This is a genomic window from Anaerosphaera multitolerans, from assembly GCF_004006535.1.
Classification (GTDB): Bacteria; Bacillota; Clostridia; order Tissierellales; family Peptoniphilaceae; genus Anaerosphaera; species Anaerosphaera multitolerans.
In genome coordinates this window covers 1-14,707 of the sequence record NZ_RLIH01000002.1, presented here as the reverse complement: position 1 = coordinate 14,707, position 14,707 = coordinate 1, and the positions used below count along the sequence as shown (strand labels likewise).

The 14,707-nt window shown below is 47.2% G+C and carries 20 protein-coding genes; all 20 read right to left on the bottom strand.

Going from position 1 to position 14,707, the window contains the following annotated elements; translation table 11 throughout:
- Positions 1-41 precede the first annotated feature (41 nt).
- Positions 42-1,643 carry a terminase large subunit gene (locus EF514_RS01370; RefSeq protein WP_127723070.1) on the bottom strand — a complete coding sequence of 534 codons (1,602 nt, stop codon included), beginning with the start codon at positions 1,641-1,643 and terminating at the stop codon, positions 42-44.
- Positions 1,644-1,737: 94 nt separating this feature from the next.
- Entirely contained in the window at positions 1,738-1,992 is a 255-nt protein-coding gene (locus EF514_RS01365; protein WP_127723068.1) for an Nmad4 family putative nucleotide modification protein, read from the bottom strand.
- On the bottom strand, positions 1,989-2,147 hold the full coding sequence (locus tag EF514_RS10755; RefSeq protein ID WP_164845521.1) for a hypothetical protein: 159 nt from the start codon (positions 2,145-2,147) through the stop codon (positions 1,989-1,991). Before EF514_RS10755 ends, EF514_RS01365 begins: the two co-directional genes overlap by 4 nt.
- A gap of 118 nt (positions 2,148-2,265) precedes the next feature.
- On the bottom strand, positions 2,266-2,460 hold the full coding sequence (locus EF514_RS01360; protein ID WP_127723066.1) for a DUF5049 domain-containing protein: 195 nt from the start codon (positions 2,458-2,460) through the stop codon (positions 2,266-2,268).
- Complete coding sequence (locus EF514_RS01355) at positions 2,457-2,681, bottom strand: DUF4314 domain-containing protein (protein ID WP_127723064.1); 225 nt, start codon at positions 2,679-2,681, stop codon at positions 2,457-2,459. The genes EF514_RS01360 and EF514_RS01355 overlap by 4 nt, the downstream gene beginning before the upstream one ends.
- On the bottom strand, positions 2,668-3,318 hold the full coding sequence (locus EF514_RS01350) for a virulence protein (RefSeq protein WP_127723062.1): 651 nt from the start codon (positions 3,316-3,318) through the stop codon (positions 2,668-2,670). The genes EF514_RS01355 and EF514_RS01350 overlap by 14 nt, the downstream gene beginning before the upstream one ends.
- A gap of 2 nt (positions 3,319-3,320) precedes the next feature.
- Positions 3,321-3,497, bottom strand: coding sequence for a DUF6900 domain-containing protein (locus EF514_RS10750; RefSeq protein WP_164845520.1), 177 nt, complete (start codon positions 3,495-3,497; stop codon positions 3,321-3,323).
- Between the two features lie 129 nt (positions 3,498-3,626).
- Positions 3,627-4,868, bottom strand: a complete 1,242-nt coding sequence (locus EF514_RS01345; RefSeq protein ID WP_240648978.1) for a DNA methyltransferase — start codon at positions 4,866-4,868, stop codon at positions 3,627-3,629.
- The gene (metK, locus tag EF514_RS01340) at positions 4,865-5,989 is read right to left on the bottom strand and encodes a methionine adenosyltransferase (RefSeq protein WP_127723060.1); all 1,125 of its coding nucleotides are present in this window, start codon (positions 5,987-5,989) and stop codon (positions 4,865-4,867) included. Before metK ends, EF514_RS01345 begins: the two co-directional genes overlap by 4 nt.
- A 79-nt stretch (positions 5,990-6,068) precedes the next feature.
- On the bottom strand, positions 6,069-7,106 hold the full coding sequence (locus tag EF514_RS01335) for a DNA cytosine methyltransferase (RefSeq protein WP_205666351.1): 1,038 nt from the start codon (positions 7,104-7,106) through the stop codon (positions 6,069-6,071).
- 1 nt (position 7,107) lies between these two features.
- On the bottom strand, positions 7,108-7,689 hold the full coding sequence (locus EF514_RS01330; protein ID WP_127723058.1) for a P27 family phage terminase small subunit: 582 nt from the start codon (positions 7,687-7,689) through the stop codon (positions 7,108-7,110).
- A 128-nt stretch (positions 7,690-7,817) separates the two neighbouring features.
- Positions 7,818-8,171 carry an HNH endonuclease gene (locus EF514_RS01325; RefSeq protein WP_127723056.1) on the bottom strand — a complete coding sequence of 118 codons (354 nt, stop codon included), beginning with the start codon at positions 8,169-8,171 and terminating at the stop codon, positions 7,818-7,820.
- Positions 8,172-8,268: 97 nt separating this feature from the next.
- Complete coding sequence (locus tag EF514_RS01320) at positions 8,269-8,724, bottom strand: hypothetical protein (protein WP_127723054.1); 456 nt, start codon at positions 8,722-8,724, stop codon at positions 8,269-8,271.
- Positions 8,714-9,232: a hypothetical protein gene (locus EF514_RS01315; RefSeq protein ID WP_127723052.1), complete on the bottom strand. Its 519-nt coding sequence runs from the start codon at positions 9,230-9,232 to the stop codon at positions 8,714-8,716. Before EF514_RS01315 ends, EF514_RS01320 begins: the two co-directional genes overlap by 11 nt.
- The gene (locus EF514_RS01310; protein ID WP_127723050.1) at positions 9,225-10,571 is read right to left on the bottom strand and encodes a DEAD/DEAH box helicase; all 1,347 of its coding nucleotides are present in this window, start codon (positions 10,569-10,571) and stop codon (positions 9,225-9,227) included. The genes EF514_RS01315 and EF514_RS01310 overlap by 8 nt, the downstream gene beginning before the upstream one ends.
- A complete protein-coding gene (locus EF514_RS01305) occupies positions 10,552-10,806 on the bottom strand; it encodes a VRR-NUC domain-containing protein (RefSeq protein WP_338067636.1) in 255 nt (84 codons plus the stop codon). Before EF514_RS01305 ends, EF514_RS01310 begins: the two co-directional genes overlap by 20 nt.
- A 191-nt stretch (positions 10,807-10,997) precedes the next feature.
- Positions 10,998-13,241 (bottom strand): phage/plasmid primase, P4 family, encoded by a 2,244-nt coding sequence (locus EF514_RS01300; RefSeq protein ID WP_127723046.1) that lies wholly within the window; start codon positions 13,239-13,241, stop codon positions 10,998-11,000.
- Complete coding sequence (locus EF514_RS01295) at positions 13,238-13,549, bottom strand: DUF7768 domain-containing protein (RefSeq protein WP_127723044.1); 312 nt, start codon at positions 13,547-13,549, stop codon at positions 13,238-13,240. The genes EF514_RS01300 and EF514_RS01295 overlap by 4 nt, the downstream gene beginning before the upstream one ends.
- A 124-nt stretch (positions 13,550-13,673) precedes the next feature.
- Entirely contained in the window at positions 13,674-14,408 is a 735-nt protein-coding gene (locus EF514_RS01290) for a class B sortase (protein WP_240648987.1), read from the bottom strand.
- 137 nt (positions 14,409-14,545) lie between these two features.
- Positions 14,546-14,659 (bottom strand): LPXTG cell wall anchor domain-containing protein, encoded by a 114-nt coding sequence (locus EF514_RS11020; protein ID WP_420836567.1) that lies wholly within the window; start codon positions 14,657-14,659, stop codon positions 14,546-14,548.
- Positions 14,660-14,707 lie beyond the last annotated feature (48 nt).

The window sequence follows — 14,707 nt, the reverse complement described above, 5'->3', positions numbered from 1 at the left end:
GTTCTTTAAAAGTCCCAGAGGACATCACCTCCTTATCGTTTCTAAAAGAGCAGCAAGCCCCGCTCATCGTATACAGAGCCGAGGTCGCTTCCCTGATTTCGGATTGCCCGGTCAAGCGCCATAATGAGTGCCACCGCTCCGTCAATCCGCTCGGTCGATTTTTCCTTGTCCGGCTTGATGTTGCCTGCCGGGTCAGTTCTTACGAAAATATTATCCACGCACCAGCGAAGGACAGGATGTCCTCCGTGAGCAAGTTTTTCTTCCAAGACCAGCTTCATCAGCTCCTTGGTCGGAGGGCTCATGTCCTTATAGCCCTGGCCGAAGGGAACGACGGTAAAGCCCATATCCATGAGGTTCTGGCTCATCTGCACCGCTCCCCAGCGGTCAAAGGCGATCGCTTTGATGTTGTACTTCGTACCGAGGTCTTCAATAAACTGTTCGATAAAGCCGTAATGCACGACATTTCCTTCGGTAGTAAGAAGAAAGCCTTCTTTTTCCCAGATGTCATAGGGCACATGGTCTCGGCTGACCCGAAGCGAGATATTGTCTTCCGGTATCCAGAAAAAGGGAAGAACGAAATAGGGCTCGTCTTCCGTTTCCGGAGGAAAGACCAGAACAAAGGCCGTCAGGTCTGTGGTGCTTGAGAGGTCAAGCCCGCCGTAACAGACGCGGCCTTCGAGTTTTGTCTCATCAACTGCTATGGTGCAGGCATCCCACTTTTCCATCGGCATCCAGCGGACGGATTGCTTCACCCATTGATTAAGCCTTAATTGACGGAAGATATTTTCTTCCGCCGGGTTCTGTCTTGCACTGTTGCAGGCAATCCTTAACTTTTCAATATCGACGGTTATGCCAAGAGAAGGGTTGGCCTTTTTCCACACTTCTTCATCCGTCCAGTCTTCCTCCTCGTCCGCTCCGAAGATGACAGGATAAAAGCTCGGATCCCGTTTTCTTCCTGCAAGGATATCTTCCGCCTTTTGATGGACTTCCCAGCAGATGGAGTGCCTATCCGTTCCTGCTGTTGTAATCAAAAAATAGAGCGGCTGTTTTCTGGCATCGCCAGAGCCTTTGGTCATCACATCGTAGAGCTGACGGTTCGGCTGAGCGTGAAGCTCATCAAAGACCACCCCGTGAACGTTCAGCCCGTGCTTGGTATAGGCTTCTGAGGACAAGACCTGATAGAAGCTGTTTAAGGGCTTATAGATAAGGCGCTTTTGTGAGATCAAAGGCTTGATGCGGGCTTTCAGCGCAGGGTTTTGTTCCACCATCTGCACCGCCACATCAAAGACAATGGATGCCTGCTGGCGGTCGGCGGCACAGCCGTAAATCTCACCGCCGTGCTCGAAGTCGCCGCAGGTAAGGTAAAGGGCAATAGCTGCCGCAAGTTCAGACTTGCCTTGCTTCTTTGGAATCTCAATATAGGCCGTATTAAATTGCCGATAGCCGTTCGGCTTCAAAATGCCGAAGAGGTCTCTTACGATTTGTTCCTGCCAGTCAATCAGCTCAAAAGGTCTGCCGTACCATTCGCCTTTGGTATGTTTCAAAAGACTGATAAAGGTAACGGCACGGTCTGCCGCATCTTTGTCGTAATGGGAGGAGGGAAGCTTAAATTTTGTCGGTTTGTAGTGTTCTAGTTTTCGCATCCAAGCCTCCTTTACGCATAAAAAAACGACCCTTCAAGGCCGTACCACGAGCAAAAGCCCCCTAAGGGCTGATGCTTTCTATTTTTTCTTTTAGTTAATCCTGCTTAAAGCACCACTTGATGGCGTGTCCGCTGTCAGGAAAACTCTCATCGGCTTCTTTGATCAGTGAAAGCCTTGCTTCTATCCTGCTCGGTGCGTCTTCCAAATCCACCGTTTCGTAAATCTTCGCAGAGTATTTGCCGAATCGGTCCATGTCTGTTACAAAAACCCGCTCTTTCCATTGCACTATGGCGCCGTAGCAGGGGCTGATCTTCATAGCCTGTTTTTCAATCGTTGTAAACTCTCTCATTTCTTCAGGCTCCTTTTAAGATACTCATTCCAGCTGATTTTGCCGTCTTCATGGTCTGCTTTTGCAGGATCCTTTTCTCTTGCTAAACGCTTTTTTTCATTTCTTCGTCTCGTTGCTTCTAAAAAGGTCTGTCTCTTCAGTTCTTTGTTTGTCATGGTCTTTTCCTCTTTCGTTTTTGTACGTACATATTCGCTCTAAAAGAAGAATAAGCCAAGTCCTAAAACCCTTTATTTGCAAGGTTTTCAGGCATGTTTCGCACAAAGGTCCACCTCTTTACTTGTCGCTGACCGACAAATATTTCTCATCACCCGTGAAGATAAACTTTGAGTACCTGTCTCGGTGTTCTTCGATGAAAATCACAAGCTCGTAAAAATTCATTTCACTAGCGATGTACTGCACCGTGCGGCTATCCAGCATATTGGTCTTTCCGCTGTCACGGACGGCTATAATCTGTTCTTTTAAGCTCATCGGTCAATCCTCCTTACCAAGTCTTCACCGTAGACGACATTCAGCCCCGAGCCGTTATCCCAGTTGACTAAAATGCTGCCGATATCATCCACGGCAATGACTGTGCCTTTTGTTCCGACAGGAGGTGCCTGCGGATCGTCCATCTTTAAAAGTTCTACTCTGGCTCCCTTCGGATAGGATTGTCTTAAACCCTCAAGGGTATATTTATTAAGCGTTCTCATGAGCTTCCTCCTTGGAATATCGATGAGAAGAAGAACCGCGTAGGTGCTTCAAGAGCATCTTTCTTGCTTCCTTGTACTCGTCTCCGATGTAGCCGAGCCTTAAGAGAAAGCAGCGGAAACTGTATTTTTCGTTGTCCGTCACGGTCTCTCTTTCCAGAACTCTTTTTTGCTCTTTGGCCATCTGGCAGAGTTTTGACACAAATTCCGTATAAATTCTTGCTTCATCGGCATCAAGAACTCGGTCTAACCAGGGAAAATCCACGGTTTCAATTTCTCTAAGTGCTACCGTTCTGTCAGCGTTTAACGCCTTTTTGATAAGAGCACCCTTGGATTCTAAAATCCGATCCAGCTTTCGCATGGTTTCCGTTGAAAAATACTCCGAGGGAAGTGAGATGGTAAAGCTGTCCTTTGAGGTCTTAAAGCCCTGAGCTTCAAGTTCTCTTACAATCCTCTCCACATCCTCTTTTAAGAAGTTTACGCCCCAGATGAAGGTGCCGTCTTTTTCTAAAAAAGAGTTTCCAATGCGGTAACTCATGGACGGCATGCCTAGGTAGTTCACTTCCGTTTCAAGAATGCCCGCCAGAGCTTTGGCGAGGTCCTTTCTTTTGTATCCTTCGAGTAAAAATCTTGTTTCCATAACTACCTCCCCGCTTCCGAGCGTCCAAGCTCATAGGCTTTTTCCAGAAGTTCTCTAAGTCCCCAGACGCTGATTTCGTGAAAATCCAGCGAGTCGCTGTTTCTGCTCTCAAGCGTCTCAATGTCGGGATAGCGTTCCTTGACGATGGCTTCCAGTTTCTTTTCTAAATCTTTTTTCATGGCTTTTTCCTCCTTCGTTTATGTATGTACATGTTCGCTCTAAAAGGAGGATAAGCCAAGTCATAAAAGCCTTTATTTGCAAGGTTTTCAGGCTATTTACCGGACAAATTTACACTCATGTTTTTGTTATTAACCGACAGTTTTGACAAGCTTTTTATAAGGGATTTTCTTGCCGTCTCGTAACGCAAAAACATCCGAACTGTCGCCTGATTTAAATTCCACATATCGCCTTAAAATGACCGATGCGTACTTTTCATCAATCTCTGCCATGTAGCATATGCGGTCTGTTTGCTCACAGGCGATAAGAGTAGAACCGCTGCCGCCGAAAAGATCCAATACGATGCTGTTTGCCCGGCTCGAATTTTGAATCGGGTAGGATAAAAGGTCTATCGGTTTTGAGGTCGGATGGTTCTCGTTCTTCTTCGGTTTATTAAACTGCCAGACTGTTTTTTCCGCACGGCCTGCATACCATTCATGCTTGCCTCTTTTGTTCCAGCCGAAAAGAATCGGTTCATGCGACCACTGGTAGGGAGATCTTCCCAGAACCAGAGAGTCTTTCGCCCATATGCAGACACCTGATAAGTGAAAGCCCGCATCTTCAAAAGCCTTTCTGAAAGTGAGTCCTTCCGTATCCGCATGAAAGACATAGGCGGAAGCTCCGGCTTCGGAAACCTCGATCATATTCTTAAAAGAACTTAGGAGAAAATCGTAAAACTCCTCGGCTTTCAGGTTATCGTTTTTGATGGAAAGACCGGATGCACTCTCGTAGCTTACCGCATAGGGCGGGTCGGTTAAAATCAGGTTTGCTTTCTTTTTGTCCATGAGCGCTTCTACATCTTGAAGCTTTGTCGCATCTCCGCAGATAAGACGGTGCCTTCCTAGTGTCCAGACATCGCCCGGTTCTACAAAGCTTGCTTCTTCCAGGGCAACGCTCAAGTCAAAGTCATCTTCCTCGGTTTCGATCTCGCCTAAGAGTTTATGAAGTTCAGCGTCAGTAAAGCCCAAAAGGTCGAGGTCAAAGTCCGCTCCTTCCAGTTCCGAAAGCTCTATCGACAGCATTTCTTCATCCCAGCCGGCATTAAGAGCAAGGCGGTTATCCGCCAAAATATAGGCTCTCTTTTGTGCTTCGGTTAAATGCTCCACAAAGACACAGGGCACTTCCGTCAGCCCTTCTTCTTTGGCCGCCTGTACCCGTCCGTGTCCGGCGAGGATGTTGTAGACCTTATCGATCAGGCAGGGGTTGATGAAGCCAAATTCACGGATGGAAGCTCGAAGCTGAAGGATTTGTTCTTTGCTGTGCGTTCTGGCATTTCTGGCATAGGGAACGAGTCTATCAATGGGAACTTTTTCAAGGTGCTCCGTCATTTTCATAGGCTCACCCCCGCATGAAACAAAAGTCCTGCCAGGTCATTTTCCCAGGGAAGTTCGCTGTCACCGAAGTGTCCCTTGATAGCAAGAGGAGCATAGGAATCCTGCCTGAGCTTTAAGTAGTGAATCATGGGCAAAACCGATAAGGGAAAGAGCGTCTCGCACTCTTCCTTAATCGTTTCTATGTCCTTTGTCTCCGTGCCGAAGCAGTCAATATCAAAGTACAAAGGCTCAGGCCTTCCGATAGCGTAAGCAATGGATACTTCACATTCCTTTGCAAGGCCTGAAGAGACGACACTTCGTGCGATGAGCCTTGCCATGTAGGCACCCGATCTGTCCACCTTGGTCGGATCTTTCCCGGAAAAAGCTCCGCCACCGTGCCTTGCAAGACCGCCGTAGGTATCAACAGCAAGCTTTCTGCCGGTTAAGCCGGTGTCGGCTTCAGGACCCCCAAAGACAAACCTGCCCGTCGGATTGATATGGATATCTTCTTCCTCAAAGGGAAGCACGCCCTCTAAGGCAGGACGAATCACATGAGTGTGAATCGCCTTCCGGAGATCCGCATTGGAGATGCTCTCCTCATGCTGGCTGGATAATACGACCGAGTGAATCCTTGTCGCTTCACTGTTTTCGTACTCAACAGTCACAAGACACTTGCCGTCAGGCATAAGTTCAGGGATGATGTTTTTCTCTCGCACTTCTTCAAGTCTCATCGTGAGCCTTCTTGCCAGCACTTGAGGAAGCGGAAGGTATTCAGGGGTTTCATCCGTTGCATAGCCGTAGACGATTCCCTGATCGCCCGCACCGAGCAGGTTTTCCCCTCGGTCAACACCCTGTGCGATGTCGGGGCTTTGTGCGTGAAGTCTTACTTTAATCTCGAAATTTTGAGGTTCATAACCCACATCAAAAAGTACATCTCGCACAATATTTTCTACATCGAGAGCAGCTTTGCTCGTCACTTCTCCCGCAACTAAAATAAGCCCCTTTGTCGCCATTACTTCTACGGCAACTCTGGAGCTTTCGTCACCTTTCAGATAGCCGTCCAGAATGCTGTCAGCTATATAGTCACAGAGCTTATCCGGGTGACCCTTCGTCACGGACTCGGCTGATTTATAATGTTTCATCTTGTTTTTCCTCCGCTTCAATAATTTTTCTTGCCACCGCTTCCGCAACAGGAACCGTAACGGCATTGCCTGCCTGCTTCTAAAGCTGAGATTCCGAGCAGACAGCGGCTGCTTTTTCATAGAGATGATCCGGAAAGCCCTGAAGCCTAAAGCACTCTTTCGGCGTAAGCCTTCTGATGGCATAGTGATTGCCGTTGCTCAGAAGCACGCCGTGCCGGTCTTGTCCGGTTAGGGTAAAGGACGGCTCGCCGTCTTCCTTCACACGCCTTGCTGTCTTGGATCTTGGCGATGTGCGAAAAGGTGTAGACACACTTCTTGCTTCAAGAACTCCCGTCCGCATGCCTTTGTTGTCAAGACCGTGTCCGTAGGTCGCAACGATGCAGGTCGATTGATCCCTCGTTTTTACCTTGCCTTTGCTAACCGTCATTCCTTCCTGCGAAATTAAATAGAGCCCGGTTTTCGCACCGAGCCCTCCTACAGAAGATTGGATTGTGCATGCGACACCTCCGGGATCGTAGACCCGGTAGCCTTGGGATCCGCCTATAAGCCTTCTAAGATGCGCATCGTTTTCTCCTTCGAAAGGTAGTATTTCAAATCGACCTCTTGTTCTAAGATGTCCAATAAGGAAGATGCGCTCTCTTGACTGGGGCACGCCGTAGTCTTTGGAATTGAGCACCTGCCAGAAGACGTCGTACCCTGCTTCATCCATTTCAAGGAGAACACGGGCAAAGTCCCATCCGTCATGAATGGATAGCAGGTTTTTAACGTTTTCAGCGACAAGCCATCGGGGCTTATCTTTTTCTTCTTTGCCCTTGACGAGGTCAAGGACTGTAAAATATAGGCCGCTTCTTTCCGCAGAGACTCCTCTTTGAAAGCCGGCAACTGAGATATCCTGGCAAGGAAAGCCGAAGGTCCAGCAGTCTGCAAAGGGGATATCTTTTGATTTAATGCTTCGTATGTCTTCACAAAACCACTCTCCCTTCGTGTCAAACATTGCCCGGTAAGATTCAAGGGCAAATTTATCGTTCTCACAGCTTCCGATACAGCGAAAGCCCGCTCTTTCGAACCCTAAGCGGAAACCTCCGATTCCGGAAAAAAGATCAATCATCGTCCGCATCTTAGTCACGCTCCTTTTTCTTTCGAAGGAGACGCTCCATCATGTCGTCCTGGGGTGTGGAAATAAAAGCGGTCGTCGTGTTTTGCTTTACGATGTCAAAAATCTCGTACCAGATGAGGTTGGCCTGCTTTTGGAAGTTCTGGCTCATGGAAACAAAGGGGCTGGCAATGGCTCCGCCTGTTGTCGGATGCTTTCCTAACAGGCCATAGGTGCTGACCGCTTCCTCACACTGAATAAAGCGGGCAAAAGCCTGTGCATAGGATTCAATAAGTCTCGGATTGACGAGCTTCTCACAGCGTCTTTCCTTTAGCCAGAGCCAGGTCTCCTCGTAAATTTCATCTGCACCTAAAGGCTTGCCGTCCTTTTGCCGAGCGGACAGGTAGTCTGACGGCTCAGGCATATCCTCACCGTATAAATCCGAGGTGCCTTCCGGCTCATCCGGAGCAAAAAGGGCCTCCGGGTCAAAATCATGTGTTTCTAATACATTTGCTTCTTTTCCGGCGGCAATCTTATCGACTAAGGCTTCCGGCTTACTGCCGGCCTTGACTCGTCTGCCGCCTCGGTATGTTCCGTCTCTTGCCACAAGGCACCTCCTTTCCTGAAAATAAAAAAGGGGGGTTAATCCCCCGTTTGAATTGAACTTTTTTTGCACGGTGCCCACCGCCCGTTGCTCGGAAAATCTTCCGTATAGATTGAGACCCCCCTACCGGGTCAGCTCCACCTGTCGCCACGCTCAGCATGAATCCTCGAGTGACAGGACTTGCAAAGAGCCATCAAGTTTTTTTGTTTATTTGTTCCGCCTTCGGACAAAGGAATGATGTGATGAACTTCTTCAGAGGGAGTGAGCTTCCCGTTTCGTTTGCACTCCTCACACAAAGGGTGAGCCTTGATGTAGCGGTCACGGATTCGCTTCCAAGCTCTGCCGTAGCGTCTTCTTGTCTCTGGATCCCTTTGGTATTTTTCGTATCGTCTCGCTTCCTCCTGCTCATGCTTCTTACAAAATCTTCCCTCTACAAGCTCGGGGCAGCCGGGGTAAGAGCAGGGGCGCTTAGGTTTTCTTGGCATCAAACACCTCCCGCATAAAAAACCTGCAGCATCGCCGCAGGTCTTCTGAGTTTTTTCCTAGTTTAATAGTATCAGGGTCTTTAGTTACAAAGCATTATCAAATCGTTTCTGTTTGTTCCATTTCGTTCCAAAGTGTCTGAGCGGTTCTGTCGGATGAAAAAACAGCTTCCAAGGCACTCAACACCTCCTGCTTCTTTCTGTACATGGAACTTTTGCTTATATAAAACCTGTCCGACGCTTCGGAAAGAGAAAGCCTATCCAGCCACAAAGCCTTGATGACTTCCTGCTCCTCACTTGCTCTTGATCGAACAAGCCAGTCCAAATAGGAAAGCTGACGAAAACGAAGTTCAGCGTGCTTAAGTCTATGATCAACGGCCGCATCGTTGATAAAGTCGGCACAGCCTTTTAAGTGTTTTAAGACTCGTCCAAGTTCTATTGTGTCGCCTGACGGCTCCGGCATATCCTGCTGAAGCATCGTCTGCAAGAGATACAGATCCGCTTCCAGTTCGTTTTTATAAAGCTCATAACTTTCCAGCAGTTTCTCAATCATCATCACATAACTCCTCCTTGCGAAAACCAAAGTATTGATATTGTCTTTCCAGTGTCTTAGCCATTCGCTTAACGGCTTCTTCTTTCTTTCTCGAAAACTCCGCACCGCTTAAAGAAAAGCGTTCACAGACCTCAGCCCAGCGTCTGCCTTCCAAAATGTCATAGGTCATCAAGTCTCGGTAAAAGCACGGCAAGGCACGGATGGCATAGCGGATAAATTCCACTGCCTTGGCTGCCTTTTCATATTCCTTCGTCATCTCTCTTTCCGTCTTGTGATTGATGAGCCAGGCAAGCCTGCGATAAGAAGTGGCGATGTAAAAGATGCGGTTATTGGAACGCTGCTTTTGTACTCTGACCTCATCACCGGTCTTTCCGGGAAAGGTCAGCATCTCCAAGACCTCGCTTGCCGTAATCGGAATAAACTGTGCCATTTCCTGTTCCAGCTCCTTCATCCTTGCGACGTTTGCGGGATAGGATCGCATCATTTCTTTGACTTTCTTTACGCTATCCATCCGTCACCCTCGCTTTCACCGCCTGCATTAAAGCTTCCTGTGTGATGTCCTTTTTCTCGAGTGCTCGTGCCACATCCCGATCAATCGTGCCTTCGGCAAGAAGCCGGAAGATGACGACCGTATCCTTTTGTCCTTGCCGCCAGAGTCTGGCATTGGCCTGACTGTAAAGCTCCAGTGACCAGGGAAGGGAAAACCAGATCACGGTAGAACCGCCGTGTTGGAGATTGAGACCATGTCCCATTGAAGCGGGGTGAGCCATAGCGATTGAGATCTCGCCTTTGTTCCAAGCCTTAAAGTCCTCAGGTGTTTTAATCTCCACCGCATCCTTAAAACGCTCATTTATCCGGCTTCGTTCATGGCGATAGTTGTAGTAGATAAGGACGGGCTTGCCGTTTGCCGCTTCGATTAGGTCTTCCAAGGCATCAAGCTTGGATGAATGAAGCTCTGCGGTATTTCCCTGATCGTCATAGACGGCTCCCGATGCCATCTGAATGAGTTTATTGGTAAGGACGGCGGCGTTGACGGCATCAATGGTTTTATCTGTGAACTTTGCCACCATTTCACGCTCCATCTCTTTGTAGATGCCCTTTGCTGTCTCCGGGAGTTTCACTTTCACATCCCGCTCCAGACGCTCAGGTATTTCAAGAAAATCGCGGCTTTTCATGGAAACGCATAGATCGGATAAAAGGCTATAGATAAACTCCTCTGCACCGGGACGAGGCTTATAGGAATAGACGATATATCCGTTCATTCGGTCAGGGACAAAGAAATCCGCCCGGTAGCTTCCGATTGTTTTCCCGAGACGCTTGCCCTGATCCAAAAGATAAATCTCCGACCATAAATCCATCAGCCCATTGGTCGAGGGCGTTCCCGTAAGGCCTACGACCCGGTCAATGCCGGGACGCTTTTTCCGAAGTGCCTTGAAGCGTTTACTGGACGGATTTTTAAAGCTCGAAAGCTCATCAATCACCAGCATGTCAAAATCCCAGTCGCAAAGCTTACAAAGCCAGGCGACATTCTCCCGATTAATCACATAGATATCGGCAGGTGTTTTAAGAGCCTCGATTCTTTCCTTTTCGCTGCCCAAGACCTTCGAGATTCGAAGAAAGGTCAGATGATCCCATTTTTCAAGCTCCTCCGTCCAGGTATTCTCCGCCACACGAAGCGGGGCGATGACGAGGACTTTAGAAATTTCAAAGTAGTCAAACATCAATTCCCAAATGGCGGAAAGCGTGATGACCGTCTTGCCAAGTCCCGGCTCTAAGAAAAGACCGCAGGCTTTTTTCTTGATGATTTCCTCTTTGGCATATTCCTGATAATCATGAGCCTTGTATTGCATTAAGTATCCCTCCGATATCTCCCGGATCGTCCAAGACAAAAACCTGAAAGCCCAAGCTCCTGATTTGTTTATGCCTTTGAAGCTGCAAGGCTCCGGGACTTTTGCCGGGTTTCTTTACTTCCACAAATCCCATCCTTCCTCCGGGAAGAAGGATGAGTCTATCCGGAACACCGTTTAATCCGGGAGAAACGAACTTTAAACAAAGCCCGGATTTTTTCCTGGTTTCCGTCAACAATTTATGTTCTATCTGTTTTTCAAGCATTGTTATTTCCTCCGTCAAACGTTGATATTTCAGTCTTTTCTTCGAGAGGGTGCAGGTCGGTGCAAGTCATCTAATAAACTTCTCTATATAGAATTTTTGACCTAAAATTTTCGCCCTAAAGGGGTTTTATACAAAGACCTGCACCGACCTGCACCTTTTGACTTTTAGTCCATAAATTCGGACTTTAAACGAAGCCCTAAAACCACCATTCCGGCTTTCGTTTTCTTCCGTTCATAGCCTTCAATTTCAAGGGCTGTATAAAAGTCCGCCGTGCTTCTCGTCCATTCACCTGTTCTCTGGCAATAGGCCCGGTAATCCTGGTAAAACTCACCCGACTTTTGCGTGTATGATGGATCAATCTCACAGCATTCCTCGAGAAAGCCTGAGAGCCAGTCGTTATTCTCCCGGTATCTATGAATGGCATCAGCCACACATTTCGGAATGGGGATTTTGAAGTCTTTATCGATGGCTTTTCTCGCGCCCTCAATAATCCAGGAAAGAATCGCTCCGCCCGCATGTTCCACCAGATAGTCCGCATAATTTTTGATATCCGCCTTGCCCTTGATCTTGGCCTGAAAGGGAATGACAATGAGTCTTCGCCAAGTGCCGTCATCATTCGCCCCAACTTTGGGGAGATGGTTCGTATAAAGGACAAGGGTATGTGTCGGGGTAAATTTGAAAGGATCTTTGTATTTCTTTTCACCGGAGACAAGGTCTGTAGAACAAAGCTGTTTGATGACGGAAGTATTAAGCCGCATGCCTTCTTCTAGCTCTGCCGCAATGACCAGTCGTTTTCCTTTCAGCTCCGCAATCTCAGGCTTTACATTTCTTCTGCATCCGACCGTCAAAGCATCCGCCGAGATTGTGCCACTGTAGTTTCCCAGCACCTTGGCAATGGAGTTCCAAAAGGTCGACTTGCCGTTCGAACCTTCTCCATAGGAAATAATCAGGGCTTCCATATAGACCTTGCCGATAGCGGAAAGCCCTACAATCTGCTGGACATATTCGATGAGTTCCTGATCACTTAAGAAAAAGCCCGAGACCGCATCAAGCCAGAGTTTCTCATTTTTCGTATCAGGCGAGACCAGAGTGATTTTCGTCATATAATCTTCCGGCTTGTGCGGCACCGCTCCTTTAAGACCTTTTGTGAGATCATAGGCAGCGGTAGGCGTATTCAGCATAAAATCCTGACTGTCAAAATCCTGAATCATTTTAAGGAGCATGGGCTTTGCCGCCTGAAGTGCGGAAGTGACATACTTCATGTCACGCCTTTTCATGACAAAATTTTTATAGGCAAGGGCGACTCGATATAAATCAAATGTTTTCTTTTGTTCAGGCTCGATAGCTTTTTCAAGCGTCCTGCCGCCTGCCTGAATGAGCTCTTGGGTTACCCCTGATCCCGTGAGAAACTTTGTCGCTTTTCCAAGCACAGCCTTTGCTTCTTCCAGCTGCTTATCCAAAAAATCCTGACAGACACCGACCGCTTTTTGCCTTGATTCCTCCCAATGCGTCCCGTTATAGGTCATGTAGTCTGTCGCATCGGTGTAGACGAGGATCTCGCCTTTTTCTCGGGTCAAGACCTTAGCCTGACCGATGTCCGAAAAATCGGGCGGCATAAGTGAGAAGTCCTTGCCGTATTCTTCCGGAGGAATATAGCTTTCCTGTGCCGATACTTTCTTTCCGAAGCGCATCGCACTCTGCCAGATGGTTTGAAGTTCATGATCCGGGAGCGGAGGATTACAAAGGTCAGCCTTTTTAAGAAACATCTCATGGGCTTCCTCCGTTGCGCCAAGTCTTATGATGATGCGTCCGGCATAGTGCGAGAGCGTCTTATTTCTTGAACCTTCCGGGATTTCGCTTTGCGCTTCATCCCATTCGGCAAAATCGTCTCGGATAAAGTCCGTGATAAGCTGATCTCCTTCACGCCAAATGACCTCCGTATCGGGATTTCCGTACATAAACCGAGCACTTCCCAAAGCTCCGGCATCGAAGAAAGAAAAGAGGTCTGCGAGTTCTTCTTTGAGCTGTGCATAGCCTTCGCTATCTCTTGTTTCAGGGATGGGAAAGTAGACATGAAATCTCGGCCTTGCGGATCTTATGCCTTTTTCCTTCATGTGATTTCTACTGGTAGCGATAGCGAGAGAGACACCGTCAAAGAGACTTAGGATATCCTCAGGTAGAATCCAAGTCTCAGGAGCATCGCTTTTTTCGTTATCACAGTCCATGCTGATATGATCGGATTCAATGAAGTTTGCATTGCTGCGATAGTTGTTTTGATACCTTGCCGCCACATGGTCAAAGGAGACCGCATCCTTGAAAGCCGCTTCGTCCGTTACATCAAGCCTGTTCGGATAGTAGACATTTGATTCCTGTCCGCAGGTATCTGCTGTGTAAATGGTTAGTTTCATTCGACTTCCTCCTGCACCACAGGGATGCCTAGCTTCTTTGCCGCCTGTATTTCCTCAAACATCCCGAAGCTAATCTGATGGCCAAAGACATGAATCTCATCGCAGTGGCGCATAATTTCAAGGTTCATCTCCATTGCTCGCTCTCGCTCGCTAGCAATGCTGTCATCCATAAACTGCGGAAAGAGAAGATGAGGAGCGATGGGAATACCGCCTTCTTGAACAATTTTTCGGCAGTATCCCTTGGCCTGTTCCGTGTTGGTCCTGATATCTCCCCGATAAGGAGAGCAGACATAAATGAGTTTGTTCATATAAAAAACTCCTTTCGATAATTTTCGAGAGGAGCAAAACAAAAGGGATAATGATCCTCTCATTATCCCCTTGGACAAGTTATGCGGTTTTGGGCAATAAGGTTTTTTCTTATCTACTGACCTTTTAAGAAATGCGTCGTGCAGCCACGACAAAGCGTCCATTTTTTGTATGGTAGCTACACGTAGACAACAATACGATTTGTTCGCCGTATGAAGGAAATACCCCTGTATCATACAAAGCATGATCCAGAAGCCAGTTGGTTAAATCATCATAATCTTTTAGATCTATGTTTCCTGAATACTTATAGGGATAAAGTCCTTCTTCATCAGACACGTAGGTCTCAATCGCTGCAAACACTTCATAAGTACGTCTTTCTGTTAGCGTTGTAATTGTAAATGTAGATGCTTTTTTATAAAAGGCAGCTTCTTTATAACGATCCAGGGTTCCAAACATGCTATCGTTGTCCATATTATGGCCGTATATAATAAAGCAATCACTATTGATATTTCCGCCTTCGCCAACAAAAGGTGTTCCACTTTGTGAATCACTCTTATCGAAGGCACGGCGTAAATAATATTGAGGATCATCCGGCGTGTACATAACGGGATAATTTACGAGCGTACCATCGATATTTATCCAACAAACAAAATCATTATTCTTTTTATAAATTGACAAATACTCTGTATATTTAGAAGTAGTTTGCATCCCATCACTATTTTCATATTCAGAAGTAAAAGTATCATTCTGGCTGATGACGCTATCTGTCAATTGATCGAAGGCTGCTTGCTCTTCTTGCCCCTGTATATATAGTCGAGCCACCATATAAGAAGAGAAACTGAGAAGTAGGGCAAAAAACACAACGAGCAATTTGTAAATATATGTTTTATTGATTACAACCACCTGCCTTATTTTCTTAAATTTCTCGATCGGCGAAAAAAGGGAGCAGGAAAAGTCTCCTGCTCCCTTTCTCTTAGTGCTTACTGATAAGCTCTACACTAGTCTCTATCTGCTTTCAATTTTTTTCGAACAGAGAGTAATAGCCCTGCTATCGAAAATAACATCACACCGACCCACGGATAAATGCCTCCATCGTCTCCCGTTCTAGGTATTAAAGGAACAGGGTCTTCCGGATCTTTTGGCTCCGGTGGAACTATAGG

Excerpts from the sequence above, each read along its gene's own strand:
- EF514_RS01370 (WP_127723070.1), bottom strand. The coding sequence starts at position 1,643 with ATGCGAAAACTAGAACACTACAAACCGACAAAATTTAAGCTTCCCTCC.
- EF514_RS01365 (WP_127723068.1), bottom strand. The coding sequence starts at position 1,992 with ATGAGAGAGTTTACAACGATTGAAAAACAGGCTATGAAGATCAGCCCC.
- EF514_RS10755 (WP_164845521.1), bottom strand. The coding sequence starts at position 2,147 with ATGACAAACAAAGAACTGAAGAGACAGACCTTTTTAGAAGCAACGAGA.
- EF514_RS01360 (WP_127723066.1), bottom strand. The coding sequence starts at position 2,460 with ATGAGCTTAAAAGAACAGATTATAGCCGTCCGTGACAGCGGAAAGACC.
- EF514_RS01355 (WP_127723064.1), bottom strand. The coding sequence starts at position 2,681 with ATGAGAACGCTTAATAAATATACCCTTGAGGGTTTAAGACAATCCTAT.
- EF514_RS01350 (WP_127723062.1), bottom strand. The coding sequence starts at position 3,318 with ATGGAAACAAGATTTTTACTCGAAGGATACAAAAGAAAGGACCTCGCC.
- EF514_RS10750 (WP_164845520.1), bottom strand. The coding sequence starts at position 3,497 with ATGAAAAAAGATTTAGAAAAGAAACTGGAAGCCATCGTCAAGGAACGC.
- EF514_RS01345 (WP_240648978.1), bottom strand. The coding sequence starts at position 4,868 with ATGAAAATGACGGAGCACCTTGAAAAAGTTCCCATTGATAGACTCGTT.
- metK (WP_127723060.1), bottom strand. The coding sequence starts at position 5,989 with ATGAAACATTATAAATCAGCCGAGTCCGTGACGAAGGGTCACCCGGAT.
- EF514_RS01335 (WP_205666351.1), bottom strand. The coding sequence starts at position 7,106 with ATGCGGACGATGATTGATCTTTTTTCCGGAATCGGAGGTTTCCGCTTA.
- EF514_RS01325 (WP_127723056.1), bottom strand. The coding sequence starts at position 8,171 with ATGCCAAGAAAACCTAAGCGCCCCTGCTCTTACCCCGGCTGCCCCGAG.
- EF514_RS01320 (WP_127723054.1), bottom strand. The coding sequence starts at position 8,724 with ATGATGATTGAGAAACTGCTGGAAAGTTATGAGCTTTATAAAAACGAA.
- EF514_RS01315 (WP_127723052.1), bottom strand. The coding sequence starts at position 9,232 with ATGGATAGCGTAAAGAAAGTCAAAGAAATGATGCGATCCTATCCCGCA.
- EF514_RS01310 (WP_127723050.1), bottom strand. The coding sequence starts at position 10,571 with ATGCAATACAAGGCTCATGATTATCAGGAATATGCCAAAGAGGAAATC.
- EF514_RS01300 (WP_127723046.1), bottom strand. The coding sequence starts at position 13,241 with ATGAAACTAACCATTTACACAGCAGATACCTGCGGACAGGAATCAAAT.
- EF514_RS01295 (WP_127723044.1), bottom strand. The coding sequence starts at position 13,549 with ATGAACAAACTCATTTATGTCTGCTCTCCTTATCGGGGAGATATCAGG.